This window comes from Prosthecobacter sp. (assembly GCF_034366625.1).
Lineage (GTDB): Bacteria > Verrucomicrobiota > Verrucomicrobiia > Verrucomicrobiales > Verrucomicrobiaceae > Prosthecobacter.
The window spans coordinates 177,112-203,088 of sequence record NZ_JAXMIH010000015.1; the positions used below are offsets into that span (position 1 = coordinate 177,112).

General features: G+C 60.4%; 19 protein-coding genes. 6 read left to right on the top strand and 13 right to left on the bottom strand.

The genetic code is table 11. The features are described from left to right. Positions 1 to 1,000 precede the first annotated feature (1,000 nt). Positions 1,001 to 3,466, bottom strand: a complete 2,466-nt coding sequence (locus U1A53_RS18155; RefSeq protein ID WP_322283163.1) for a hypothetical protein — start codon at positions 3,464 to 3,466, stop codon at positions 1,001 to 1,003. A 92-nt stretch (positions 3,467 to 3,558) separates the two neighbouring features. Between U1A53_RS18155 and U1A53_RS18160 the strand changes: the two genes are divergently transcribed. The 3 genes from U1A53_RS18160 to U1A53_RS18170 are packed head-to-tail and all read left to right on the top strand — an operon-like array spanning position 3,559 to position 6,329. Continuing rightward, positions 3,559 to 3,831, top strand: coding sequence for a Precorrin-3B methylase (locus tag U1A53_RS18160; RefSeq protein WP_322283164.1), 273 nt, complete (start codon positions 3,559 to 3,561; stop codon positions 3,829 to 3,831). Next, entirely contained in the window at positions 3,828 to 4,715 is an 888-nt protein-coding gene (rlmF, locus tag U1A53_RS18165) for a 23S rRNA (adenine(1618)-N(6))-methyltransferase RlmF (RefSeq protein WP_322283165.1), read from the top strand. The genes U1A53_RS18160 and rlmF overlap by 4 nt, the downstream gene beginning before the upstream one ends. Positions 4,716 to 4,757: 42 nt before the next feature. Continuing rightward, positions 4,758 to 6,329, top strand: a complete 1,572-nt coding sequence (locus U1A53_RS18170) for a sialate O-acetylesterase (RefSeq protein WP_322283167.1) — start codon at positions 4,758 to 4,760, stop codon at positions 6,327 to 6,329. 281 nt (positions 6,330 to 6,610) lie between these two features. Here the strand turns inward: U1A53_RS18170 and U1A53_RS18175 are convergent, their stop codons facing one another. From U1A53_RS18175 to U1A53_RS18200, 6 genes are all read right to left on the bottom strand, one after another. Then, positions 6,611 to 7,039 carry a hypothetical protein gene (locus tag U1A53_RS18175; protein WP_322283169.1) on the bottom strand — a complete coding sequence of 143 codons (429 nt, stop codon included), beginning with the start codon at positions 7,037 to 7,039 and terminating at the stop codon, positions 6,611 to 6,613. 46 nt (positions 7,040 to 7,085) lie between these two features. Beyond that, positions 7,086 to 8,177, bottom strand: a complete 1,092-nt coding sequence (locus U1A53_RS18180; protein WP_322283170.1) for a cytochrome-c peroxidase — start codon at positions 8,175 to 8,177, stop codon at positions 7,086 to 7,088. A gap of 6 nt (positions 8,178 to 8,183) precedes the next feature. Continuing rightward, the gene (locus U1A53_RS18185) at positions 8,184 to 11,339 is read right to left on the bottom strand and encodes a fused MFS/spermidine synthase (RefSeq protein ID WP_322283171.1); all 3,156 of its coding nucleotides are present in this window, start codon (positions 11,337 to 11,339) and stop codon (positions 8,184 to 8,186) included. A 167-nt stretch (positions 11,340 to 11,506) separates the two neighbouring features. Continuing rightward, positions 11,507 to 12,790 carry a Gfo/Idh/MocA family oxidoreductase gene (locus U1A53_RS18190; RefSeq protein WP_322283173.1) on the bottom strand — a complete coding sequence of 428 codons (1,284 nt, stop codon included), beginning with the start codon at positions 12,788 to 12,790 and terminating at the stop codon, positions 11,507 to 11,509. Positions 12,791 to 12,838: 48 nt separating this feature from the next. Further along, positions 12,839 to 13,945, bottom strand: coding sequence for a hypothetical protein (locus U1A53_RS18195; RefSeq protein ID WP_322283175.1), 1,107 nt, complete (start codon positions 13,943 to 13,945; stop codon positions 12,839 to 12,841). 25 nt (positions 13,946 to 13,970) lie between these two features. Beyond that, complete coding sequence (locus U1A53_RS18200) at positions 13,971 to 14,696, bottom strand: hypothetical protein (RefSeq protein ID WP_322283177.1); 726 nt, start codon at positions 14,694 to 14,696, stop codon at positions 13,971 to 13,973. Between the two features lie 162 nt (positions 14,697 to 14,858). On the opposite strand from U1A53_RS18200, the gene U1A53_RS18205 reads away from it, so the two are divergent. From U1A53_RS18205 to U1A53_RS18215, 3 genes are all read left to right on the top strand, one after another. Continuing rightward, the gene (locus tag U1A53_RS18205; protein WP_322283178.1) at positions 14,859 to 18,839 is read left to right on the top strand and encodes a PQQ-binding-like beta-propeller repeat protein; all 3,981 of its coding nucleotides are present in this window, start codon (positions 14,859 to 14,861) and stop codon (positions 18,837 to 18,839) included. A 2-nt stretch (positions 18,840 to 18,841) separates the two neighbouring features. Then, positions 18,842 to 19,846: a hypothetical protein gene (locus U1A53_RS18210; RefSeq protein WP_322283179.1), complete on the top strand. Its 1,005-nt coding sequence runs from the start codon at positions 18,842 to 18,844 to the stop codon at positions 19,844 to 19,846. A gap of 495 nt (positions 19,847 to 20,341) precedes the next feature. Further along, complete coding sequence (locus U1A53_RS18215) at positions 20,342 to 20,884, top strand: hypothetical protein (protein ID WP_322283181.1); 543 nt, start codon at positions 20,342 to 20,344, stop codon at positions 20,882 to 20,884. 57 nt (positions 20,885 to 20,941) lie between these two features. On the opposite strand, the gene nth is transcribed toward U1A53_RS18215, so the two are convergent. The 6 genes from nth to U1A53_RS18245 all read right to left on the bottom strand — a co-directional run bounded on the left by nth (position 20,942) and on the right by U1A53_RS18245 (position 25,424). Beyond that, positions 20,942 to 21,595: an endonuclease III gene (gene nth, locus U1A53_RS18220; protein WP_322283183.1), complete on the bottom strand. Its 654-nt coding sequence runs from the start codon at positions 21,593 to 21,595 to the stop codon at positions 20,942 to 20,944. Between the two features lie 20 nt (positions 21,596 to 21,615). Next, the gene (locus U1A53_RS18225; protein WP_322283184.1) at positions 21,616 to 22,116 is read right to left on the bottom strand and encodes a 3D domain-containing protein; all 501 of its coding nucleotides are present in this window, start codon (positions 22,114 to 22,116) and stop codon (positions 21,616 to 21,618) included. A 190-nt stretch (positions 22,117 to 22,306) separates the two neighbouring features. Continuing rightward, a complete protein-coding gene (locus U1A53_RS18230) occupies positions 22,307 to 22,753 on the bottom strand; it encodes a thioredoxin family protein (RefSeq protein WP_322283185.1) in 447 nt (148 codons plus the stop codon). Positions 22,754 to 22,851: 98 nt separating this feature from the next. Then, positions 22,852 to 23,550, bottom strand: a complete 699-nt coding sequence (locus tag U1A53_RS18235) for a CDP-alcohol phosphatidyltransferase family protein (protein ID WP_322283187.1) — start codon at positions 23,548 to 23,550, stop codon at positions 22,852 to 22,854. A gap of 15 nt (positions 23,551 to 23,565) precedes the next feature. Continuing rightward, positions 23,566 to 24,039, bottom strand: a complete 474-nt coding sequence (locus U1A53_RS18240; protein WP_322283189.1) for a hypothetical protein — start codon at positions 24,037 to 24,039, stop codon at positions 23,566 to 23,568. A gap of 44 nt (positions 24,040 to 24,083) precedes the next feature. Next, a complete protein-coding gene (locus tag U1A53_RS18245) occupies positions 24,084 to 25,424 on the bottom strand; it encodes an MFS transporter (RefSeq protein WP_322283190.1) in 1,341 nt (446 codons plus the stop codon). Between the last annotated feature and the right edge of the window lie 553 nt (positions 25,425 to 25,977).

Here is a 25,977-nt window from a genome sequence, read left to right on the forward strand (position 1 = left end):
TCCAACGGAGTCCAAAGCGTCACCAAGGTCTCGGTAGAGGGGCACTGCCGATGGCCTGTGGTTAATGAGTGAATATCCGCTGCGCATTGTCAGAAGGTGGCTGTGCTGAGTCACCACTCACCGATTTTCGGTTCAAACGCAACATTCAGGCGTTGAGGCGCGATGATGAGCCGGTGCAAAGGATAAAGAAAAGTGAGGAGGAAACTTGGTGGTCAGAAAATCCTTCCGTTTCAGAACCATATCAGGTAAGAATGCTGAAAATCCGGTGTTGCGCTTTCATATGAAACATAAATCACAGCAGCCAGATCCTCCCCTGCACCGGCTGACACTTCGGTTTGACCGCAAGCAAATACGCTGGGTGGTCATAGTTAACGGAGAATGCTTGAAGACGTTCGCGACACACATGGATGCAGAGAACTACTGCATCAAAAAGTTAGGCCAGTGTCCTGTCACAGTCAGGCACCCGAAGACACAGCACCAGGAGTTGCCACACAGCAGCGTCTGGACAGGCGCGCCTTGGGATCGGTCCTTCGATCAGAAATGAAGCCTCGCCGCCAAATCGAAGCGTTAATTTTACTCGCGGAGCATACTGAATCCTGAGATGAGCACCACTTCTTACCGCACGGTATTCATTGAGACATACCCATTCTCTGGCAGCGGCTCATGTCATTCCGTCAGGGCGCGCCCGCTGGCAGGACAGGGATTCTCGACAGATATGAATGTGGAGTGCTCGTCCACGATGAGGGAGAAACATCCGATCGGGACCATTTTCCGAATTTTGTCCACACTGACGAATCGGGATGGCGGCACTTCGTTTTTGTATTCCCATTACAGTTGGAGGTATTCGATTGTCACGCGCGCAGTGGCGGAGCAGGCCATCGCTTCACCCCCGCAGGAAGATGCGGAGTGAGTGGAAGCCGCGGTCAGGGTGCAAATAATCGACAAATAATCTCTGGGCATTTCATGCCACGCAACAGCCGCATTCTGTCCAAAGACCATCCTACTGAGCCGGACGCACGCGGACAAAGGCGATGCGCGTGCTGACCACGCCGCCGCCGGGTGGCACGGAGAGGCCGAGGCAGTGGACGGTGCCGGGAGGGGAGCGGAGGGCGTCGCCGCGCCATTCTTCGAACTCGTGTTTCGCGCCGGGATAGCGTTCATGGCCGCTGGCGGCGATTTTGAGGGTCTGCTCCAGGCCGGGCTCGATGGGTTTGGCGGTGGAGTGCTTGAGGTGGATGCTCAGACTGGCGCTGTGGCCGGATTCCTCGGCCACCTCGACCTCGAATTGCAGTCCGACGTGGAGTGTCTCCAGCGCGGTGGGCCGCATGCGGAAGGGGGCCTGGGGTTCTGGCGGATCGAACTCGGTGGCGGTCATGTACTCCTCCGCCACTTGCAGGGTGCCACGGATTCCGGCCTGCACGCGCAGCAGGCTGTGCGACTGAAGTTTGGCGGTGCCTTGCTTGAGGCGCTGCTGGGTGAAGGCGGCGAATTCATCGGTCGTCACCGCCTGCCAGTCCTCGGCGTCACTCGCCGGGATCTCGAAGATCAGGGCTTCGACCTCGAAATCGGATGGAATGGCTTTCTTCGCGGCCGTGGTGCCGTCGGCAGGCCGATGCGTGAACAAGAACACGGTTTCATGCTCCGGCAGATCGCCACCGGACATGACGGCGGGAATGTCGGTGACTGCGCACAGATGGGTGCCGGGGGAGGCGTAACCAGCAGCGGCGCTGCGGATGGAGAGCGTCCGAAAGCGCGGCTCCCACATGATGGCCTGCGGCACATCCCGCGCGAGTTTCCACTCCGTGCGGGCGGGTGGTGCCAAGTCCTGCCTGAGATCCATGCCTGCGCCGTCCAGCTCCACACGGGTGCCGACCGGCATCATCGCCCACGCGGAGGGAATGCTGGGCATCTCCGTGGGGTAAACATGCTGGCGTGCGCTGACCAGCCGCCTTCGGACTCCGCCTTTTTCATGGGCCGACAGCACGCATGTCACCACATGGGCTTCGCCACGCCGCACCCGTGCCACCAATTCACGCAGCAGCGTTTCATCTTTCTCCGGCTGGCGGGTGGCCAGCAGGGCCTGCGCTTGGTCATGGTCCAAGGCGATGCCAAGCACCAGCAGCGGCGGCTGGAGAGGCGACCGTGCCGACGGGGAAAAGGGACCCGGCGGGGCAAAGGGGTCCGCAGGAGCCAAGAGATCTGGAGATGGCTGCGACCGGGGTGCAGGCTTGGTCTCGCCCTGCATCTGCTGCAGCACGGTGACGTCCAGCCAGCGTCCTGTGCGCTCCGCGCCCCAGGTCTGATCCGCCGGCGGCAGCATGGCGACGAGATGCGGTGAATCATCGCGGAACGCGACCTCCGCGATGATCTCCTGCTCAAAACGGTCATGCCAGTCCATCCAGCCGTGAATCGCCTTGCCGGTGGGCTTGGAGGTCTTGCGATCATACACATGCAGCCACGAGGTGGGCCACTTCACGGCCAGCGGAGCACGCTGCGCAAAGCTGCTTTTAAACATGATCTCGGCAGCGGCGACCTGAAACTCCAGCCGGGTGCCAGACAGGGCTGTTTCAAAGCTGGCGGGCAGTTGGTATAGCAGGTCATAGTTCGGGCACATCTCCGACGGCAGCCACCATTCGGAACCGGCTTGTGCCTGGGTGCGAATGCCATGCACTGCTGAACTGGTGAGGCGCGAGACAACGCTGGCGCGTCCGGTTGTCACGGCATCCTGCATTCGCTTCACCAACACCGCATCGCTCGGCGTGCCATCCATTAGCCACTCGATCATGTCCATCTCAGGCACGCGATAAATCGTCTGCTGAATTTCCAGCGCCGCCGACCGACTGCTGTCGCCGCCGCCTTGAATAAACACGGCGATCCGCGTATCCGCATCGCCAGCAGGCAGGAAGCTGGTGAGCAGGCGCTCGTCCTTCGACGGCAGCACCTCGCCCTGCCAGCGCAAGCGGTCGAAACGGGGTGCCGTCACGCTGAGCTTGTCACGCTCCGCACCCGTGGCCGCGGTGGCATAAGTCATCGACTGCAACTGCGGCGGCTGGAGATCATGCGTCAAGGCGATGCCCAGCCGTGGTTCGTTGGCATCTGCCGTGGGCGGCACTTTCTTCAGGCGCACTTCAGTGCCGATGAGTTCCTGGATTGTTTTCTCGGCAACAACATCATTGCTGTCCTCCGCAAAGTCCCATTGCGTGACGATGCCGCGCTCCTGGCCGGCACGCAGGACGGTTTCCCCGCTGTTCTTCAACTCACCGGTCAATTCCACCAGCGTCCGTGCCTGCAAGCGCTCGCGCAGCGCCGTCTTGCTCGTGACGTTGGTCATTTCGCGCTGCCAGTCGCTTTCCTTCACGGTCGTGATCGTCACGACAACCTTGTTCGCGGCATCCTGCGCCCTGGCTCCCGGCCAAAAGCCGACGCTGACGAAGAACATGATCCCAACCAACAAGCGCGTGTGCATGCTGCTTGTTTACCCGAGCCACAGGTCGCACGGCAATGTGAATCGCCACCGCCCTCGCTTTTCCGAGCCTTTTCGTTTATCTGAGCGCATCCATGCCCGCGAAGAAGAAAGCCAACGCCAAGCCGCTCACCGGTGCCGCTCTCATCAAAGAGGTGTGCCGTCGTATCCGCGTGGCGCGGAGCTACTGGGACGCGCACAACAACCGCGCCTGCCGGGGCGAGCGTGAGAAGGCGATGGCGCTCTACGAGTCATTGAGCGAGGTGGAACGCGAGAAGGTGCCGCAGGAGCTGCGGGTGTGGCTGCGCTACCGAAGCGAGAAATACTTCGGCGATGACCGCACGCCGCCAGGAGGTGGGAAACGATGAGCGCAGACACGAAGAGTGGACTGCACCCGCGAAACCGATTCCGCACGCGCTACGACTTCCCACAGCTCATCGCGTGCAGTCCAGCACTGGCCGCTTTTGTGAAACCGAACGCGCATGGCGATGACAGCATTGATTACGCCGATTCGCAGGCGGTGAAGGCGCTGAATCAGGCATTGTTGAAGCATGCGTATGGTTTGCAGCATTGGGACATCCCACCCGGTTATCTCTGTCCGCCGATTCCGGGTCGCAGCGACTACCTGCATTATCTGGCGGATCTGATTTTTCTGCAGCGTGGCTCCGAAGTGCGCGTGCTCGACATCGGCACGGGCGCGAACTGCATCTACCCGCTGATCGGGGCCAGTGAGTATGGCTGGAGCTTTGTCGGTGCGGAGATGGATGCAGTGGCACTGCGTTGGGCGAAGAAGATCGTTGCCAGCAATCCCAGCGTTGCGGACTTGATCGAGTGCCGGCTGCAAAAGTCCGCGATGCAGTGCTTTCACGGCATCTTCCAAGAAGGAGAGCGCTTTGACCTGACGATGTGCAATCCGCCGTTTCATGCCTCGGCAGCGGAAGCGGCAGCAGGAACCCAGCGCAAGCTGCGCAACCTTGGCGGGAAGAAGGAGGTGCTTAATTTTGGCGGCAAAGCAGGCGAGTTGTGGTGCGAGGGCGGCGAAGTGGCCTTTATCCGCCGCATGATCGAGGAGAGCGTGGTCTTTGCGCAGAGCTGTGGGTGGTTCACGACGCTGGTTTCCAAAAGCGAGCATCTGCCGCGCCTCGAAAAGACGCTGCGGCAGGTCAAAGCGAGTGAGGTGAAGATCATCGACATGGCACAGGGCCAGAAGAAGAGCCGCATCCTGGCGTGGAGATTTGGCGTGGGTGTTTGATGATGGGAAGATCGGGTGAAGGCGCTCGTAATGGCTTCCCTCATGAAATCGTCTCTCACTCTCCTCTCACTCCTTCTGCTGACCTCCGCGCTGCATGCCGAGGTGAAATTGTCCAAAGTATTCACGCCGCACATGGTGCTGCAACGTGGCATGGCCGTGCCGGTGTGGGGAACGGCGGCTCCAGGAGAGAAGGTGGAGGTTTCCTTCGCCGGACAGACGAAATCGGCCACGGCTGATGACAAGGGCGCATGGCGTGTGAAACTGGATGCGCTCAAGGCCAGCACCGAGCCGCGCACGTTGACGATTGGCAGTCAGAAGATCGACGATGTGCTCGTGGGGGATGTGTGGGTCGGCTCCGGGCAGTCGAACATGGACATGGTCGTGGCGAGCTACACCAAGGACGATCCCGTGCTCGACGCCGCCTCGAAGCAATCCTATCCGCACCTCCGCCTGCTGCGCAAAGACGCCAACGCGACGTGGGAACAGGCCACACCGGAGACGAATCCGAAGTTCAGCGCGCTGCTGTTCTCGTTTGGTTTCGCGTTGCAGAAGGAGATCGACGTGCCGGTCGGTTTGATGGTCGGCGCGGTCGGTGGCACGCCTTCTGGCTTCTGGTTGAGCGAGGAGATGTATCGCAGCGATGCCGCGTGCGCCGAGGCGGTGAAGAAGTTCGCCCCGACCTATGACCACGCCGCGCTGCTGGCGAAGTATGAAACCGACAAGGCCAAGTACGAAGCTGATCTCGCCGCATGGAAACCGCTGGCCGAAGCCGCGAAGAAGGAGGGCAAACCCGCGCCCCGCGGTCCGCGTGCTCCGCAGCTTCCCGGGAAACCCGGCGAGACGAACGGCGGCAAGGTCGGGCAGCTCTTTGAGCTGTACGTTCGCCCCTACGTCGGCTATGGCATCAAAGGCGTGCTGTGGGATCAGGGCGAGAGCCGCACGAACATCGTGGGTGTGGATCAAGTGACGCTCATGGGCGCGCTGATCGGTGGCTGGCGCAAGGCTTGGACCCAGGGCGATTTCCCTTTTCTCTATGTGCAGAAGCCCAGCGGTGGCGGCTGCGCCTTTGATTACTCGCAGCCGATGAACCGTCTGGCGGAGAAGTTCGCGGTATTGCCGAAGACGATCCCGAACAATCCCGACCGCGAATACTCGCACGTCGCCTTTGAGCAGATCATGAAGTATCCGAACACGCACATGGTCATCAGCAGCGACCTCGGCAACGGCATCCATCCGCCGAACAAGTCCGGCTACGGCGCGCGTGCCGTGCAGGTGGCGCAGGCGGTGGCGTATGACAAAGGCAACGAATACCTCGGCCCGCAGCTTGCCTCCCACAGCACCGCCGGTGGCAAGGTGACGCTGAAGTTCAAGCACACGGGCAAAGGCCTCGCCTTCAAGAACGGCGACAAGCTCCAGGGCTTCATGATCGCCGGGGCGGACAAAAAATTCGTCTGGGCCGATGCCAGCATCGAAGGCAACAGCGTCGTGGTTTCCAGCAAGGACGTGCCGCAGCCTGCCGCCGTGCGCTATGCGTGGAGCAGTGCCTTCCAGTGGGCGAATTTGTTCAATCAAGATGGGTTGCCTGCGCAGCCTTTCCGCACGGATGCGTGGTAGGAGGCGCATCATTGCGATTGCCCATTTTTCAATCCGACGCTAAAACCAGCGCATGCCGTCATCTGCCGACGGCGGAACCAACAACACCATCTGACTATGAAAGCCCAAGACGCCAAGAAAGAGAAAAAGAAAACGCCGCAGAAGACCATGAAGGAAAAGAAGCTCGCGAAGCAGGAGAAGAAGGCCAAGCGCTAGGCCGCACCCGCTTTGATGGCCGGTCCATCCGGCCATTGGATTCAACAGCACAGCCTGTCCGGCTGTGCTGTTTTCGTCTGGTGATCTCAAGCGCTTCGCGGTCTGGCATGGCAGGCCCAGAGCAGCACCAGTCCAAACGCGAGACACGACATCGCATCCATTGCCATCCACCAGCCGGGCATGCCGGTATGCGTGTTGATGTACCAGTAGATCGGTCCTGCCGCCACGCAGATCCACGCGGACAAAACAATCATGGGCCGGTAGCGCACGACATCGCCCGCCATCATCCACATCAGAATGCCTGTCACGACATACACGAACGATCCCCCGGCGCCGAGATAGCGCAGCAGCACGGAGTCGGGCAGCTTGCCCATGCCGAGAAACCAGTTCAGTTTCCCCAGCACGTAGTCCGGTGCGAACACCGCGCTGATCGTCACGAGGGAGATGGCTCCTGCGGCCTTGAGCAGCATGGACTGAAGATGCGGACGACCGAGAGTGGGAGTGGCTGCATTCATGGTGCGAATTAAATCGAAAGCCGCAGATGAATGCGAGACCTTTTGTTCAAGGCCTGCCAGCCACTGGCAGGCCACTGGGAACACGTTTCGGCACGGACTTGTCGTAGTCGTCGCTGTTCAGGGTTTCGAGGAAAGCTGCGAGCGGTTCATGGTCTTCGGGAAGCATGTTCATCTTCCGCAGCAGCGGATCGAGCGGCGGGAGGGAAGTGTCACCGCCTTCGAAGGTTTCGGCGGCTTGATCCATGAGGCGGTCGTAGAAGAGCAGCACCTCATCGAGCGTGAGCGTGCCGCCATGGTGCATGTAGGGCGCGGTGTGCTTCAAATTGCGCAGCGTGGGCGTGCGGAACTCGTGGCGTTGTGTGGCGGAGTCGGTGAGGCCGATGGCGTGGAGTTTGAAATCGGAGAGCATGGGGCCGTTGTGGCAGAGGGCGCAGCCGGCTTTTTGAAACACTTCCATGCCGCGTTGCTGGAGCGGCGTCATCGCGGTCTTGTCGCCGCGCATGAAGCGGTCGAACGGTGAATCGGGTGTGATGAGTGTGCGTTCATACGTTGCGATGGCCTGCGCGACGTGCTCGGGGGTGATCTCGGTCTCAAACACCGCACGGAAGAGCTGCTGATACTCCGGGATGGCTTGCAAACGTTTCACCATCGCCGGGATCGCTTCTGACTCGGTGGAACCCTCGCCGCGCATCTCCTCGCGATGACGAATCGGCACCAGCGCCTGCGCTTCGAGACTTTGCACGCGATTGTCCCAGAACATCGGCACCTGCAACGGATCGTGTGGCTTGTCGGATTCGATGCCGTTGAAGGCGGCGTTGAGAATGGATGGAGTGTTGCGTGTCAGTGGCAGGAATGCGGCACCTTTGACGAGTTTGCGTGCTGGGCCGATGCCACTGGCATGCACGCCGAGCGGTGTGGGCCGTGCATCGCCCCAGTCATGCAGGGGATGATGGCAGGTGGCGCAGGCGACATCGCGTGTGGCGGAGAGAATGGGATCGAAGAACAGCAGGCGACCGAGTTCGACCTTCGCGGGCGTGTCGTTGGGAAGCGCGGCGGAACGAGGCAGCGCTTCGATCTTCGTGTTCGGCAACGGTTCAGCCGCCGCAGCAGCCAGGATCACGACAAAGGTGGTGAGCATGCGACTTCAACGAACGTTGGCGGCGGGATCATCCAAGCGGCGGTCAGCGTGGCGCAGAAATTCATGCAGATCGCGTTCGGCTTGCTGCGTGCGTGGATGAGTGGATGCGCGGTAAGTTTTGAGACGAAACTCCAGGAACTCGCGCTGCCATGGTGGGTTGGGTTCAAACATGGCCAGCACTTCGAGTTGATGCTCGGGCGAAAGCAGTGGGATGATCTCGACCAGCGTGTTCATGCGGGTCGGATCGGCCAGTCCTCCGGGAAAGGGTTGGCGCAGGAGTTCCATGAATGGTGCAGCGAGGTCACGATTGGCAGCGACAAGAGGCGGAACGAGCGACAGGGCCATTTGAACCGAGGGCAGGCGCACCCATACCTGCTGACGCAGTGCTTTGAAGCCGTCGAGCAGATGAGCTGTGGCATCGTCGTAGGATTCCTGCCGGAAGGCGGACATTGCGGCGGCGAACTGGGCATCTGCGGGCCAGTCGGCGCGGACGGCTTCGAGCAGCGGCGGCATTGCTTCTGCTGTGCCAGCCTGAGCCGTCGATTCCAGCAGCATCAATTGCTCAAACGGACTGGACGGAGCACCAACCCATGAAGCAAGGACGCCTTCATGATTGCCTCTGGCAAACGCCACGAGTGCTTCGGCACGACGTTGGTCATCGCCTTCGAGATCGGATGGAATCGAAAAGGTGGAGCCATCAGCGGCCAGCATGCGCAGACGCTCATAGGTGAGTCGAGTTCGATCTAACTGAGCAGCAAGATGTGCAGGGACATCGGCCTCTGCGGCGATTGCCATGGAGAGCACCTGGGTGGTCTCAAATTGATTGTCTTTGGAGAGGGCGCGGGCAAAGCCGTACTCCAGCAGGTTGCGATCATCGGTGTTGATGTGGGCAGGCGTTGCTTGCAGCAGACTGCGGGCAAAGGCAGGCGAGGCGAGATGATGCGCGAGCACGCCTTCGACGGAACTTGTGAGCCAGACTCGCTTCAGCGCTTCGGCATACGGCGGTTGAGTGATGCGCGTGCGTAGTTGCTCCAGCGTGTAAGCGGGTGGTGTCAGATGACCGATGAATAGGAGATCATTGGGGCCGGAGATCCAGGTTTCCACATGGGGAAACACGGCGGTGAGCGTGGCATAGACCTGCCGGATGGCATGTGCATCGACTTCGTAGCCTTGCACCCATTGAGCGAACATACCGCTCTCTTTGAGCCGCGCTTTGGCTGCGGCATAGAACTCCTGCGTGAACAAGGTGGAGACACCGGCACGATAGGGATTGGAAGGCTCAGATATGATTAGGTCATAGCTGTTTCCGGCGGCGAGCAAGGCCTCACGCGCATCGCCTGCGATGAGATGCACGTTCGCCTTGGTCATCACATTCCGGTTCACGGGTGCGAAGTGATCGCGGGCAAGGATGGACATGCCGGTCTCCAGTTCCACCACATCCACCCGCTCCATGCCTGGCACATCCGCGACCCAGCCGGCGGTGGTTCCGGTGCCGAGGCCGACGATGAAAGCGTTGTGCGGCGCTGGATGCAACATCGCGGGCACCAAGCCCTGCATCACCTGCGTGTCGGCATCGCCAAAGGCTGAACCGTCGGATTTGCCGTTCACATAAAGGCAGTAGCCGTCATCGCTGGCGACTGCGGCCACGCTGGCTTCGCGTCCTTCAAATTCATGCGCGATTTTCCAGCGGCTGGCATTCAGCCAGCCGCGCAGACCATTGATGGAAGTCGGCAGAGCTTCGACACGGCCATAGCCGATGGGTTTGTGCCGCCATGCGGCGGTGGGGCCTGCTGGCATGAAGATTAGATAGCCAGCGCTGAGCCATAACAGGATGATGACAGGCCAGACACGACGTGTGCTTGATTTTGCACCAAGCACCGCAGCGCCCAGACTGAGCAGGAGTGTCAGCAACATCACCAACCGCCACGCGCCGGGTGCGGTGAGCCAGGGAAGCAGGAGAAAGCCTCCGGCCAATGATCCCGTGATGGCTCCAAGGGTGTTCGCGGCATACGCGTAACCGACATGACGACCCGCATCACGATTCCCACTTCCCAGCAGGCCGACGAGCAATGGGAACTGCACTCCTGCGAGAATGGACGGCCCAAGCACAAGCAGGCTGGAGATCAACGTCCAGCCAACGACTTGACCGGACAAACCGAGGGAGCGCAGTTGATTCACATCAATGGCGAAGACCGCAATGCGATCTCCCAGCGCCCATGGCACTGCCAGGAACAGCGCCTGCCATGCTGCGACTCGCGCCAGCGCGGCGAGTGTGACGGCACCTGCGCGTGACGCCCAGAGCATGCGATACAGCAATCCGCCGAGTCCGATGCCTGTGAGGGCGAGTGCCAGGATCAAACCGAAGCCATACACGGAACTGCCGAGCAACGGAGCGAGGAGGCGAAACCAGACGAGTTCGCTGAGGAAAAACGTAAAGCCGGTGATGCCGGCGGCGAGGTAGATGAATCGCGTTGTCACGTTGCTCAATGCCGCTGACTGCGATAGCGTTGGTTTCACTGGCTCCACCGGCGTCGCATCACGTGCCACCCACCACGCGGCGGCACCGATGAGAAGATTCACCCCAGCGGCAGTCATGACGGTGATGCGAATGCCCCAGTGCTCCAGCAGCCAGAACGTACTCAGCAGCACGCCTGCCAGTGCGCCGAGTGTGTTCACGCCATACAGCACGCCAAGGCTGCCGCGTTGCTGATCCTGATCCGTCTCCACCCATTTGAAGGCTGCTGGCAGACTGCCGCCCATGAGCAGGCACGGCGGTGCCAGCACGAGGGTGGCGAGCAGGAGCTGCAGCAGTGTTGCGGTGACTTGTCCCAGCGCGGCAATGCCTCCCGTGCTGAGATACAGCGAACGCACCAACCAGAGCAGCAACGGTGTCAGCAGGGCCGCGATGCCAACGCCGAGTTCAATGAACGCATAGAGACGCAGGGGATTTTCTGACGCTTCGGCTTTGCGCCCAAACAAGGCGCTGCCTGCACCCATGGCTCCCATGAAGATTGCCAGCACCGCAGCGGTGGCAGGCGTGGCACCACCGAAGACCAGACGAAACTCTCGCAACCACGCCATTTGATAGACAAGAGCGCATGCACCTGACAAAGCCAGCAGCGTGGCGAGGAAGGGCAGGCGTGAAGCTGAAGGGAGAGTCATGGTCGTCTCATCAAGACGCATGAAGATTGAAGTGTCCAGCCGCGAAACTCGCAGATCGGATTTGCCGCAAAGGGGCAGAGAGGCAGAGGAGCCAAAGGTTGAAATAAAATCTCTGCTGCTCTGCTCCTTCGCACCTCTGCGGCAAAAAGAGCGAACCTCAAGCGCACTTAGCCGACCGGCGTGGCCCAATGCTCGCGATACTCGCGTTTGAGCAGCTTCGAGGTGTCGGCATCGCCGATGAACTGTTCTTTGGCCGGGTCAAACACGAGCGCACGCCGTGTGCGGGCGGCGATGTTGCCGAGATGGCAGAGGGCGGTGGAGAGGTGATTGATGGTGATGTCGGCGTTCAGTTTCGCACCTGTGCGGATGGCATCGAGGAAGTTGGCGTGATGTGCGGCGAGATCTGGGCCGGACGTCGGCCGGATGTCTTCGATGAGTTTGTTTCGTTTGCCAAAGATCTGCCAGCCCTTCGCCTTGCCACCGATGATCATGCCTTCCGTGCCATACCAGGCGCAGCCGTTTTCGTGGCCCTCTTGCACATACGGCGACCAATCGCGCTGCTCGTAGATGAGCTGTTTGGTTTTACCGGCGATGTCGTATTCAAAACCGCAGTAGAGCGTGTCAGGCCACTCCTGATCGTCGTCGAAGAACAGCTTGCTGCCCTGGCCGATGATGCGATCCGGGTGCTGCTCGACGCCAAGGCCCCAGCGGGCGATGTCGATGTCATGCACGCCGTCGTTGCCGAAATCACCAGCACCGAAATGATGAAACCAGCGCCAGTGCGCCGGATGATAGGTGCTCTTGAATGGCACCTTCGGCACGGGGCCGAGCCAGAGTTCGTAATCGAGCTCGGCGGGTGGTTCGGTGGCCGGTTTGTGGCCATGATTCGCACGGAGCTGGCTGTTCCAGGCTTTGGCGACCAAAACCTCGCCAATCACGCCGCTGCGCAGTTTTTCGACAATGCCCATGATGTGCGCCGTGCTGCGGCTCTGCGTGCCGACCTGCATCACGACCTTGTTTTTAGCTCCCGCCTCGATCATGAGCCGACCTTCGCGCAAATTGTGCGAGCAAGGCTTCTCCACATACACATGCTTGCCCGAGTTCGCCGCGAGGATCGCGCCCGGTGCATGCCAGTGGTCCGGCGTGGCCATCACGACGGCCAGTACGGCTTTGTCATCAAACACCTGCCGCATGTCGCGGGCGATCTTCGGTGTCTGGCCAGTGAGTTCCTGAATCGTCTTTGCGGCTGTCTCGGCACGCTTCGAGTCCGCATCGCAAACCCACGAGAAGATCACGTCGTCGCGTTTGCACATCGTCTTGACGTGATTGGTGCCCATCCCGCCGGGGCCGATGAAGGCGAGATTGATTTTATCTGCGGCTCCGGCGGCTTTGAGAAAAGCGGGCGCGGCAAGCGTGGCGAGGGCGAACTGGCGACGGGTGAGCGTGTTCATGGTAACGCTCATACGGATCAAATCCGACACTCCATGCGAAAGCCCGTGCTACTTCTGGTAGATCGGCAGGAAGTGGTGATGCACGGAGAGGCTGAGCAGGGCGAGCGAGGTGGCATAGACGGCACCGGCGCTTTTTTCATTGCCGTTGCGCGGATACCAACTGCCGTCGGGTGACTGTGAGGCGATGAGCGTTTGCTCGGTTTTTTGACGGGCGGTGGCGGCGTGGTCGCCACCGCGTTGATACATGCCTTGGGCGTAGTAGTAGCAGCCGTAGAAGAACCAGGGCTCGTTGATTTCAGGCGGTGATTTGAGCAGCCAGTTGGCGGAGCCGAGCACTTCCGGCGCTTCATACTGGCCGCAGACTTGGAGAGAGAGCAATCCGGCCGCGGTGGTGGAGAAGGTCTGGCGTCCGCCATAAGGCTCGTAGCTGAACGCGGCGGCGTCACTCTTGGGATTGCCGTTGGAATCACGCTCTACGCGGTAGCTGCGCTTGATGTAGGCCACGGCGTTGTCGATGGCACCCTTGGGAACTTCAAAACCGGCGTTCTTGGCCGCGCGCAGCGCCATGACCTGCCAAACGCTCACGGAGATGTCGCTGTCACTGGAACTAGGCTCATAGCGCCAGCCGCCGCGGTTGGCCTCGCTCTTCGGCACCTGCTGGGAGCGGATGATCAACTGGATCGCGCCTTCCAACTGCTTGCGCAGCCGTTTGTCAGTCGCTTCATCTGGTGAGTGGCCGACCATCTCGCCGAGCATCAGTGAAATGATGCCATGGCCATACATGCGTGAGCGGTCGCTGCGACCCAGGTAGCCGTTTTCATCCGGCTCCACGCCTTCTACGACGTAGCGCAGGGCTTTGCCACAGGCCTGGCCTTCGGGCGTGGGATCATCCGGCATGTGGCCGACGGAGGCGAGGCCCATGAGCGCGAGCGAGGTCATCGCGGCGCTGTGCGATGGCAAATCGCCGCGTCGTGGCTTCGCATCGGATTTTTCATCCACGATGTGACCGGCGGACTTCTGCTGTCGAATCAGCCAGCCGACGGCCTTGTCCACGGCTGCTTTGACTTGGGGCGAGATCAACTCAGGCTTTGGTGTCTGCGCTGCAGCAAGACTGGTCGAGGCGAGAAGAATGAAAAGGGGCAGAGGGAGGCGCATGCGGGTCAAAGGGTTCGATTCAATCTCAACGTGCGTTCATCCAGGGGATTTGCGGCTCGTGCCGTAATTGCTTCCAGCTATTCCATGCCAGCATGCCGAAGAGAATGAGGGTGAACACACCGCCGCCAACACGCATGTTGGGATCGACACGAATATCGAGGAAATCCAGAACGCTGTTTTGGAGTCCTTTCCAGAGCTGGTTTTGAAACGACAGCAGGGCGAGGGCCACCGAGCACACGAGGCTGATCGTGAGTGCCAGCCGCTGTTTACCAGCACCGAGCCAGGCCTGGCAGAGCCTGCCGCCGTCGAGCGGCACGACGGGCACCAGATTCAGCAGCGCCCAGAAGAGACTGATGATCGTGAAGCTGTCGAGCATGGCCAGCAGCCACGGTGATGGCACGCGCCACAAGGTGATCGACCAGCCCACGGCGAGACCAAAGAGAATCTGCAAGCCCGGTCCGGCGGCACTGACGAGCAGGTCTTCTTTGCGTGTCAGATGATTGCTGCCCTGCGCCAGGCCGCCAAAGGCATACAGCACGATGCCCACGCGCCGGTCGCCGCAGTTTCGCATGGTGAACGCGTGGCCGAGTTCATGAATGAGGATGGAGAGGAACACGGCCACCATCCAGCCGATCAATCCGCGCAACTGCTCCGGCGAGCTTGCACTTAAAGCGCCGCCCATGAGCGCGGCATTCAGCCAGAACATCCAATGAATGAGAACCGGGAAACCGAAGAGGGTGAAGCGCAGCATGGCAGGGTTGGGGGAAGAAGCGGTGATTTGATCTCACATCCCGCCATGCAAATCCACCATTTCATTCAGTGAGCGAGTCTGGGAGGAATGAAACGGGCGCAGGAAACGAAATTGCGTGGAAACATCGCAGGTGTGGGCTGCGTTACGCGCCTTCATCCAGCCATGAAACGATTTCTACTCTCCCTCCTCGTCAGTGCCCCTCTGTTTGCCGATGAGGCGGCGGACATCCTCGCCAAGTCTGGCGTCAAAGGCGGCATCGTCGTCCATGTCGGCTGCGGGGATGCCTCCACGACGCAAAAATTGCGGGTCAATGAAGCGTATCAGGTCCAAGGACTCACGCAGGATGCGGCGCAGATTCCGACGATACGGGAGTCGATTTATAAAGCCGGAGTGAGTGGCGCGGTGGCGGTCTCCGAGTGGAATGGCAAGCACCTGCCTTACATCGAGAATTATGTGAACCTGCTCGTGGTGGAGGATGCTACTGTTTCTAAAGAGGAGATCGACCGTGTGCTCACGCCGCTGGGCGTGGCAATGGTGAAGAAGAATGGCGCATGGGAAAAGATCACCAAGGCTTGGCCGAAGGACATGGATGAGTGGACGCACTACGCCTACGATAGCAAAGGCAACCCGACCTCGAAGGACATGCTCGTCGGGCCGCCATCGCGGATGCAGTGGATTGGGAATCCTCGCTGGAGTCGGCATCATGATCGCATGTCGTCGGTGAGCGCGCAGGTTTCGGCAGGCGGACGCACGTTTTACATCATTGATGAAGGCAGCCGCATCTCCATCCTGATGCCTGCGAAGTGGATGCTCATCGCTCGCGATGCCTTCAATGGCACGGTGCTGTGGAAAAAGCCGATCCCGGAGTGGAGCACGCATCTTTGGCCGCTGAAATCAGGCCCCACGCAGCTCACACGTCGCCTCGTGGCGATGGGTGACAAGGTGTATGCCACGATGGGCATCACGGCCCCTGTTACCTGCTTTGACGGAGCCACGGGCGCACTCATCCGCGAGTATCCGCAGACGAAGGGCACGGAAGAAATCATCATGCGCAACGGCACGATCTACGCGCTGGTGAACAAGGAAGCGTGGCGGCTGAACCAGGAGTTCGCCGTGAAGGCGCAGAGCGATCAGCAGCGCGTGACCACGGAGTTCAACTGGGATGGCAAGCCGAAGCACCTCGTCGCTGTCGATGCGGAGAGCGGCAAGACCTTGTGGGAGCAGGAAGACCGCATCGCCCCCGTGACGCTCGCGCTCGATGACAAGCAGGTGGTCTATTACAACGGCGATGGCATCGCCGCGCGTGATGTGAAGACAGGAAAAGTGAAATTCACCACCGATCCCACGAAGCGTCGCGCTTTGTATGAGTTCAACTTTGCGCCCCGCATCGTCATGCATAACGACGTGATCATCTACGCCGGTGGCGATGGCGCGATGAAGGGTGTGAACGCGGACACGGGCAAAGACATGTGGACCGCGCCGCATGAAAAGAGCGGCTATCGCAGTCTGGAAGATGTCGTCGTGGCGCAAGGGCTGGTGTGGAATTCGGGCAATCTTCAGGGCACGCAGAGCGGTGAGTATCGCGGCTTTGATCCGATCACCGGCGAGAAGAAGAAGAGCTTCTTCCCCGACGTGCCGGAGGGCACTTACTGGTTCCATCATCGCTGCTACATGGGCAAGGCGACGGAGAAGTACATCATCCCCAGCCGCACCGGCATAGAGTATGTGGATATGGAGAAGCAGCACTGGGATCTGAATCACTGGGTGCGTGGAGCCTGTCTCTATGGCGTGATGCCTGCAAATGGCCTCACTTATGCCGGGCCGCACAACTGCGCCTGCTATCCTGAAGCGAAACTTGATGGCATGGCCGTCATGGCCTCCGAGCCGCGTTACCCGATGCCTCCAAACACGCCCGACGATCAGCGCCTCGTCAAAGGCCCCGCGTATGCCGATGCCATCGAAGAAAAGGAAGCTGACATCCAAGACTGGCCGACCTATCGCAGCGACAACGCCCGCAGTGGTGCGGCGAAGAGCGATCTCAAAAAAGACCTCGGCATGGCCTGGGAAGTGAAGCTCACGCCTCCGCTAAGCACCACCACCACCGCCGCTGGCCTCACCTTTGTCAGCGAGGTCGATAAGCACACGCTGCACGCCTTTGACTCCGCCACAGGCAAGCCCGCGTGGCGTTTCATCGCCGGTGGCCGCATTGATTCACCGCCGACGTATTGGAAGGGCCGCGTGTTCTTTGGCGGCAAAGACGGGCATGTCTATTGTCTGCGTGCGAAGGACGGCGCGCTTGTTTGGAAGTTTCAGGCGGCTCCGGTCATGCTCAGCCATGGTGCCTGGGAAATGATGGAAAGCGTCTGGCCGGTGCATGGCAGTGTCTTGGTCGAAAACGGCCTGGTGAGCTGCATCGCTGGTCATTCCTGCTTCCTCGATGGCGGCCTGTGGTTTTATCGGCTTGATGCGAAAACGGGCGAGATGCGCGTGAAGCAAAATTACGACGACAAAGACCCCGACACCGGGGGCGATCTCAATGACCGCCACAAGACACTGCAAATGCCCGTCGCGCTCAACGACATCCTCAGCAGTGACGGCAAGTGGACCTACCTCCGCACGCAAAAAATCGTCGCCGATGGCAAACGCGTCGAAGTCGGCCCCGTGAGTGGTGATGCCGACAAACAAGGCGGCGCTCACAAAGGCGAAGGCGATCATCTTTTCGCCCCCATGGGCTTCCTCGACGACTCGAACTTCCACCGCAGCTACTGGGTCTATGGCAAGAGCTTCGCCGGAGGTCACAGCGGTTACTTCCAGGCTGGCAAGTATGCGCCAGCGGGCCGCATCCTCGTCCACGATGACAAGAACGTTTACTCGTATGGCCGCGAGGCGCAGTACTACAAGTGGACCACCACGATGGAGTACACGCTCTTCTCCACGCCGAAAACGCCACCGGAGCAAGCCTTCACCACCGAGGGAGCCACCACCGAGCGCAAAGGCAACAGTCTCACGCTCGGCCCCGACGGCCAGCCGCTCGCCGTTCAGCCGCCGAAGCTCGTCAAAGAAGGCAAGGCCGCGAAAAAGGGCGATGGCAAAAAGAAGGGCAAAGGCAAAGCCGCAGCGCCCGCAGCCGCCAACGCGCCGATTGCAGGCTCTGTGCTCCTTCCCAATGCCGATGCGTTGAATCCCGCGCAAACCGCGATCAGCGTCGAAGCCTGGGTCTTGCCCGACAAAGCGAATGGCACCGTCCTGCATCACGGCGGGCCGCTGCAAGGCCTTGCGCTCGACATTCGCGAAAAGAAGCCGCAGTTCCACATCCGCAGCGGCGGCAAACTCAGCACCATCGTCTCCGCCGAGGCTTTGACCGAAGGCTGGCATCATCTCGTCGGCACCCTGGCCGCTGACAAAAAAATGAGTCTTTATCTCGATGGCAAACTCGTCGCCGAAGGCACGAGCGAACTTCTCGCCGGCAAACCCGCCCGCCCAATGTATCTCGGCAACGGCGAAGGTGCAGCCGAAGGTAGCGCCGGGGGTTTCAGCGGCCTGCTCGACCAATTCGCGCTCTATCACAAGGTACTCACGCCCGCCGAAGTGCAGCATCGCTTTGAAGCCCCTGATTCCAAGCCCGCTGATGCCATCGTCTTCATCAACTTCGACAACGGCGACTCACGCGACAACTCCGGCAACAACCTCCACGGCATCGGTGCCGGAGTCGAAACCGGCAAAGGTAAAGTCGGAGCCGCCTTGTGGTTCAAACCCGGAGCCGCTGGCGGCAAAGGCGGCGCTGCTGGAGCCGGTAGCTTCGTGAAGCACACCTGGGACCGCTTCGTCCCCATCGTCGCCCGCAGCATGGCTTTGGCTGGCAAAACCGTCCTCGTCAGCGGTGCTCCTGATACCATCGACGAAGAATACGCCTTCGAACGCCTCGCCGCCAAAGACCCCGCCATCCTCAAGGAACTCGAAGAGCAAAACGAAGCCCTCGAAGGCCGTCGCGGAGCCAAAATGTGGGCCGTGAACACCGAAACCGGCGAGCAAAGCACCGGCCTCGAACTCACCTCCCCGCCCGTCTGGGACGGCATCACCGTCGCCCAAGGCCGCGTGTATGTCAGCACCATGGACGGCAAGGTGCAGTGCTTCGGGAAATGATCATGCGTTTTGCCGCCATCCTCAGCCTTGTTTGTGCCAGTGGAGCCTGCGCCTGCACGATCCCGGTGTTTCGTTATGCCCTGGACCGTTGGGAGGCGGACAAATTTCATCTCGTGCTGCCTGCATCGGCGGCGCAAGACACCGCATTGCAGGATGTGCTGCGGCCTCTTCGTGCGAATGGGAAGGCGAACATGGACATCACAACTTCGCGTGATGCTGCGGTGACGAAGGCGGAATTGCGCAATTCGCGTGAGAGCAGCCAGATTGTCTGGTCGGGTGAGCTGGACAAAACATCGCTTGCCGCCTTGCTGGACTCGCCAGCGCGGAAAAAGATCGTCGAGAGCATTTTGGCCGGGGATTCCTTCATCTGGGTCATTGCGGACAATGGATCGCCCCAGGATGCTGCGGAGGTGGAGCGCATCGAAAAACGGCTGAAGTTTCTGGAGCAAGTGGCCTCGCTGCCGCTCCAAGATCCGAACGACCCGGACAGCCAGCTTGGTCCCGGGCCGCCATTGAAACTGAAATTCACCACGCTGCGTCTGCGTCGTGACGATCCTGCGGAAAAGGTGCTCTTAAAGATGCTCGCCGGACCCAAAGGCGAACTCGATCCTGCGAGCACGAGCTTTGCGGCCCCGGTGTTTGGGAAGGGCAGGGTGCTCGGAGCCTGGCCGCTGGCCTTGCTTGACGATGCCACGCTGGAAGAGGCCAGCCTGTTCCTCGTGGGCCGTTGCGGTTGTCGCATCAAAAACGAAAACCCAGGGTGGGATCTCCTGCTCAATCTGGACTGGGAAACGGCGCTTCCAGAGGCTGCTTCGGTATCACGGGGCACCCATTCGCCACCGGCCTTGGCTGTAGCCCAACCAAAGGCAGCTCCCGAGGTCATGACCATTTCAGGGGAAGATGTGAAACAGGAAGGAACGTCGAAATGGGGTGGTGTGCCGATGGCTGGCATCCTTTTCGGGCTCGTCTTGATCGTGGTGACCCTGTATCGGCTCAGAAAGGCCTGAATGGCCCGATTGACGAATTAAGTCGGAAAACAGGGGCGAGCCTTTGGACCTGTAGCGACTGCGGGGACTGAAAATCTCAAAATCGCAAAAATGATTTGCCGAATCTATTGATTTGAGAGATTATTTAACTTATCTGAATAATCAATAGTTCCCCTGCTTGCCATGAAAAGGATCTTATTTAGCGCCCTGATCGTCAGTGTCGCCTGCTGCCAGAGTGCCTTTGGACAAGGAGCTCCTCCCGCTGGTTATGGAGTCATGGGGGTTCCGCCTCCTGGTTATGGTGCATACGGTGCGCCGCCGCCGTCTGTCCCTGCCTACCCCAATTCTCTGCCGCCGCCGTCCATCACTCCAGGAGTGACGGCACCGCCCCCGTATGCTGATCCGTATGCCTCGGCCCCACCGCCCGGACAGATGTCATCTTATGCTCCTCAGGGTGTTAGCAATTACAGCGCGCCTCCGGGCGCTGCAACCTACGGTGCCAAACCTGGACCTGACATGGTCAATTTTAACAATCTGGAAGTGTTCTACCGCTACGTGGACCCGAAGGACAAGAATCTGGATGGTGCTCACACCATCGGCGGTGCGCTCACGGTGGCGTTGTTCAATCCCCTTTACCTGAAGATCGGAGCGTCTTGGGGCAGTGGTTCAGGCGGTACGGGCACCGTGGGCGGAGCCGCAAATGCCAACTATGATTTTGCCAGCATTCAGGCTGGTGCGGGTTTTCACACGCCGCTCATCCATAACAAGCTCACCTTTGTGGCCGAGGCGGGTATAAACTATACCAGCCTGCGTGCGACGGATTCCTCTCTGAGTTTCAGCGATGGTTCGATTTACATCCGCCCGGCTTTGCGCTTCACACCGCTCGATTGGTTGGAAGTGCAAGGGGGGGTGACGGTAAGCAGCGCCGACAAGTATGACAGCAAGGTGCTGGATATTTCCACCTACTTCCGTCTCCTGCCCATGTTCGACATTGGCATCGGAGCTGATTTTGGCGACACCACACGAGCCTTCCGCACCGCTCTGCGTCTGCGTTGGTAGTTCAGATTCTTCCAAGCTCAATGACCCGAGCACCCTGTCTCCCGACAGGGTGCTTTTTTATGCCTTCCATGTGCGTGTGGGTTTGTGGCGCTTCGGAAAGCAGGTGCGGCAGATTTCGCAGGCAGTACCGTCACAGCCGCGTGCGGTGCAGTGTTCACGACCATAGTAGATGATCTGGAGGTGCAGCCGGTTCCAGGATTCCTTTGGGAACAGACGTTTCAGGTCGCGTTCGGTTTGCAGCACGGATTTGCCGGTGGTCAGGCCCCAGCGCTGAGCCAGCCGGTGGATGTGAGTATCCACTGGGAACGAAGGCACGCCAAAGGCCTGCGCCATCACCACTTGGGCCGTTTTATGGCCGACTCCAGGCAGCCGCTCCAATGCCTCCAGCGAGGCAGGAACCTGACCATGATGTTCCGCCAGCAGGATGCCTGACAGCTCTTTGATAGCTTTGGCTTTCTGGGGTCCCAAGCCACATGGACGGATAATCGCCGCGATTTTGTCCAAGGGAGCGGCTGCCAAAGCGGCCGGTGTGCGTCCAAGTTGGAATAGCGCAGGGGTTACCTGATTGACCCGGACATCGGTGCATTGCGCCGAAAGCAGAACCGCTACCAGCAGGGTAAACGCGTCCTCATGATCAAGGGGAATCGCTGGTTGGGGATACAGCTGCCCCAGCCGTTGTAAAACATGGTCAGCACGCTCCTGTCGGGTCACCGTGGCAAGTCTCTGCGGAACTAGGAACTGCCCTGGATGCGCGATACCATGCGGCGGATGTGCGAATAGCCGGTGCGATCTTTCATGATGGACAGGCTCTTGGAAAACGAACCCCACTTCAGCACGCGAATGTTCACATTGCGGACTCCCCAAGCCCTCATCGTGGCCTTGTCCGGTTTGTAGAGATCGATCGTGTTGGTGCCGACCAGCGCAGAACCGTAGTCATCGACTTGATAGACGTAGGGCAGTCCTTCGATCTGGAAAATCGTTCCCACCGGATACACCGACCAGTCGGCGGCGGCGCTGCGTACGTTGCCATACTTGAGCTGGGTTCCGACCGCTGTCTTGGCACCATAAATGATGTGATCCGACTCCCCATGGGTGTAGGCGGTGGTGCGTACGGACGTGATGCGCGAGGCATTCTTGTTGAGCTTGCTCGCGCCGAACACCCCTGAGGAGGAGCAGGAAACAAGCTGGCAGGCGGCAAAGCCGAGAAGAAGGAGGAGGGTGAGATGGCGCATTGTTATCAACAATATGCTGATTATTAACTTTCCTTTTAGACCACTTATTCTGGGGTAAACACCCGCCGAAAGCAATCATAGATTTCAAGCCGCCTTTTCCAGGCATGCTAATACACCAAGAAAAACCCCGGTCCCTACAGGAAACCGGGGTTCGAAAAGTCAGTGGCTGAACGTTGCTGGGTTGCGCGGATCAATTCGTGCTCGCCGTCTTGGCTGTCTCAGTTTTCTTCAGCACCTTGGCCAGCTTTTGGGCAAACTCATCGGGCGATGAGCCGCCTTCCTGCTGGTCGATGGTCTTGCCCGCAGGGTCCAGAAACAGGAGGTACGGTACCGACTCCAGCTTGTGGCTCTCAAACAACTTGCTGTTGGCCTCCACATCAATGTCGAGGTAGGCCCAGTTGAACTGGTTGTGGAACGGCTTCACCGCTGCGCTCGGATAAACGTCCTTCTTCATCTCCTGACAGGGACCGCACCACGAGGCGGAGAACACGAGGATCGTGGGCTTGCCGTTCTCCTTGGTGGCTTTCAGCACCGCATCGGCTTGGGTGGTGAACTTGGGACTGCCTGCGGGAAAATCGGCGGCGTGGAGACAAACCGCCAGGGATGCGGCGGCGAGGAAGGCGAGGGCTGTTTTCATGGAGTGGTGGGTGAATCAGGAACGCAAAAAAACGCTCCGTGAGCGGTCATAAGACGCACCATTCCAAAAGATATTCCAAGGCGCTCCAAATTTGTCGTTCAAGGCTTGCCCCGGCCGGCGCGAAGTTCCTTGGCCAGCACGGCCATCCGCCGCCAGCAGGTCCACAAGCCGCCGAAGAAGATCAAGGTCAGCGCGATCAGGATGCCCACACGTTCGCGGCCCATGAGATGCTGGATCATCTCGATCAAAACCCCGCCGCAGACCACCGCCATGCGATGCTGCTTCGCCATCGGCCCGCGATAATCATGTTTCCCGGTCAGCGACGCACCCAGCACGCGGACGTAGGCCGTCCACACCGCCACCACCGCGCAGCACCAGCCCAGCGGAATCACCTCAAACAGCTTCACCACCCCCGGTTCACCGGCACCGCTGTACCCAGCCCCCACGAGAATCAGCACATCCGCCACGCGATCCGGCGCATCGTTGTAAACCGCCCCGATGGGAGATCCTTGGCCGCCTTCCACCGCCACCATGCCGTCCATCAGATTGCACACGAGCCGCAGTTGGATGCACACGAGGGCCCCAAGCCATGCGGCGAGGATGCCCGCCGTGCCAGTTTGATCCCCGGCCACCAGAAAGCAGGCCATCGCTCCGCCTGCAAACACCACGCTGAGCACCGAGATCGCGTTCGGCGTCAGTCCAGATCGCGCGAGCGTTCCTGCCAGCGCATGCGCCCAGCGCGTGTCGCGGGATTTCAGCACGCGGCGCGAGGCCAGAGGCTCTTCAGGCACGCTCATGAAATATTCCTGAGGTTAGCGCGGCGTGGCCATCCAGCGGGTGACGCGACCTCGGCTGAATTCCACCACACCGGCGGTGTACGGCACATACATCACCGAGGGGCCGCCGCCCATGTAGGGGAAGCCGTAGCCGCCGCCATAGCCATACGGTCCCCATCCGCCGTAACCGAAGCCGCCGTAACCAAAGCCCATGCCGATGCTGAACGTCCGCACCGGCCGCTCACCCAGATAAGTCCAGGCTTCCACTTCCTTGCCTCGGTTGGTCCCCACAGACACACGATCCGGGCGTCCCCAGGCGAGGAAAACCGCATCGCGCGTCATGCCCTCGCGGATCACACCGCTGATCACGAGCTGACGGTCACGGGTGCTCAGTGCCGCGAAGAGCTGCGGGTTTCTTTCGATACGCGTTTGCGGTGTCGAGGCGCACTGGGACAGCAGCAGGGCGGCGGTCAGGCCCAGGCAGGAGCGGAGGAAGAGGTGGAGTTTCATGGTGATGAAGAATACGCCCGGCAGCGTTGAAATGTCGAGCGCTGCTAATGACGTGCGCCGGAGCCGCTTCGTTCATCCTTGGGCATGGAAAAGCGCCGCAGCCACAGCCACGCACCCGCCAGCACCACGGTTCCCACAAACCACCACGGCCACACCGTCAGGGCTGCCGCAAACACCCGCGGATCATCCGCCTTCAGTCCCAGGTTCGATCCCACCCAGCCCGTCTGCCAGCCAAACAGCAGCGTCAGCGCTCCGTAGGCCAGGTTGATCGTCAGCCCGCGAAAGCTCAGCGCCGTCGCCCGCTGCGCCGAATCCACGATCTCATTGAGGTAATGCGAGAGGAAGAATTGCAGGAAGCGCATGCTCAGGAACAGCGGCACCACCAGCACGATCCCCGTCCAGCCCGGCTGCGGATGCGCCGCCGCCATCAGGCCCCCGAACACCACCAGGCCCAGCCACAGAAAATTCTGCCGCGCGCTCATCACTTTCGTGCTCGTCTCCATCCAGCCCGCCGTCACCAGCCCCAGCAGCGACACACCCGTGCCGATCACGCCATACCAGCCTTCCTCGATGCCCACCAGACGATAGAAATTACTCGCCACCGTCAGGAACAGCCGGATCACGCTGTCAAACACCAGCCCGAACACGATCAGCGCAAACGCCGCCCGCGTGCGCCAGATCCAGCCGCCCGTTTTCAGAATCGACAGCCACGTCTCACGCACACTCTGCATAATCGAAGCCTTCGGGGCAGGGGCGCGCTGCTCCGTCATCCGCAGCGTCACCAGCAGGCAGGTCAGCGCCGTCCCCAGGCCCAGCAGCAGCGGCAGCTTCATCGAGACCTCCTTCGCCACCTCCCCCTCGAAGCCGAGGAAATGCAGCGCGCCCGTCAGCGTGTGATGATCATACAGCACCGAGCCCGTGATCGATGACACCACAAAGCCCAGCGCCATCCCCCGGCTCAGCTTCGCCATCACCTGCGGCCACAGCGTCGTGCGTTCCGCCTCCGGCAGCGAATCATACGCCAGCGCCTCGTCCGCCCCGCTCGCGCAGGCCTCCGCCGCGCCGCTCAGCACGCGGTTCAGCACAAACAGCCACAGCACGATGTCATGCCGGCCCACCGGCATCGCACACAGCACCGCCATCTCCAGCACCATCAGCACGCCTGCGGCAATCACCAGCAGCCTCCGGCCAAAGCGGTCCGCCAGCGCCCCCGACGGCACCTCCAGCACCACGCTCGTCAGCGCCCACACCACATTCAGCGCCGCAAACTCCCCGATGCTCAATCCGAGATCGAGAAACAGGATCGTGAACACCGGATAGTAGAACCGGCAGTTGAACAGGATGCGGAACCAGACAAACAGGCGCGCGTTGGAGTGCTCGGACATGCTCTTTCTCTAGTGACGAGGGGTGGGACGGGGTCAAGGAGTCGTCAAGCGTTGTCAAGAGAGTCAAATGTCGTCCTCGTTCTCGGGGTAGGGCGGCTGGTCCCCAGCCGCCACTGCTCGATGATTGGAGGCATGGCATGGTCAAGCGGTCAACGGTCAAGGTGTGGTCAAGAGTCGTGCCTGTCTGGAAATCGTGCTCCTATTGACTCGTTCGCGCCTCACGGTTGACTCGCTTCGCTCACCCTTCGGGCTGCTTTCAGGCAGTCTATCTCCACTTCGTTCCGGTTATCTCGGGCTGCGCCCAATGCTGCGCATTGTTTGCCTCACAGGTTGACTCAAAAGCTCCCCGCTTTTTTGGGCCTTGCCCAACCGTTCCGGTTGTCTCAAACGCGTCCAATCCTTCCGCGTTTGTCACCCTTCGGGCTGCCTTTGGCAGGCTATCTCCCTCCGGTCGGTTGTCTCGGCTCCACCAGTCGCCTCGGCTCGAACTCGTCCTCGAAAGGGCGTGTGGAGTGCGGTGCGGAGCTTCTGAGTGCTGGCGGAGCTATAGAAG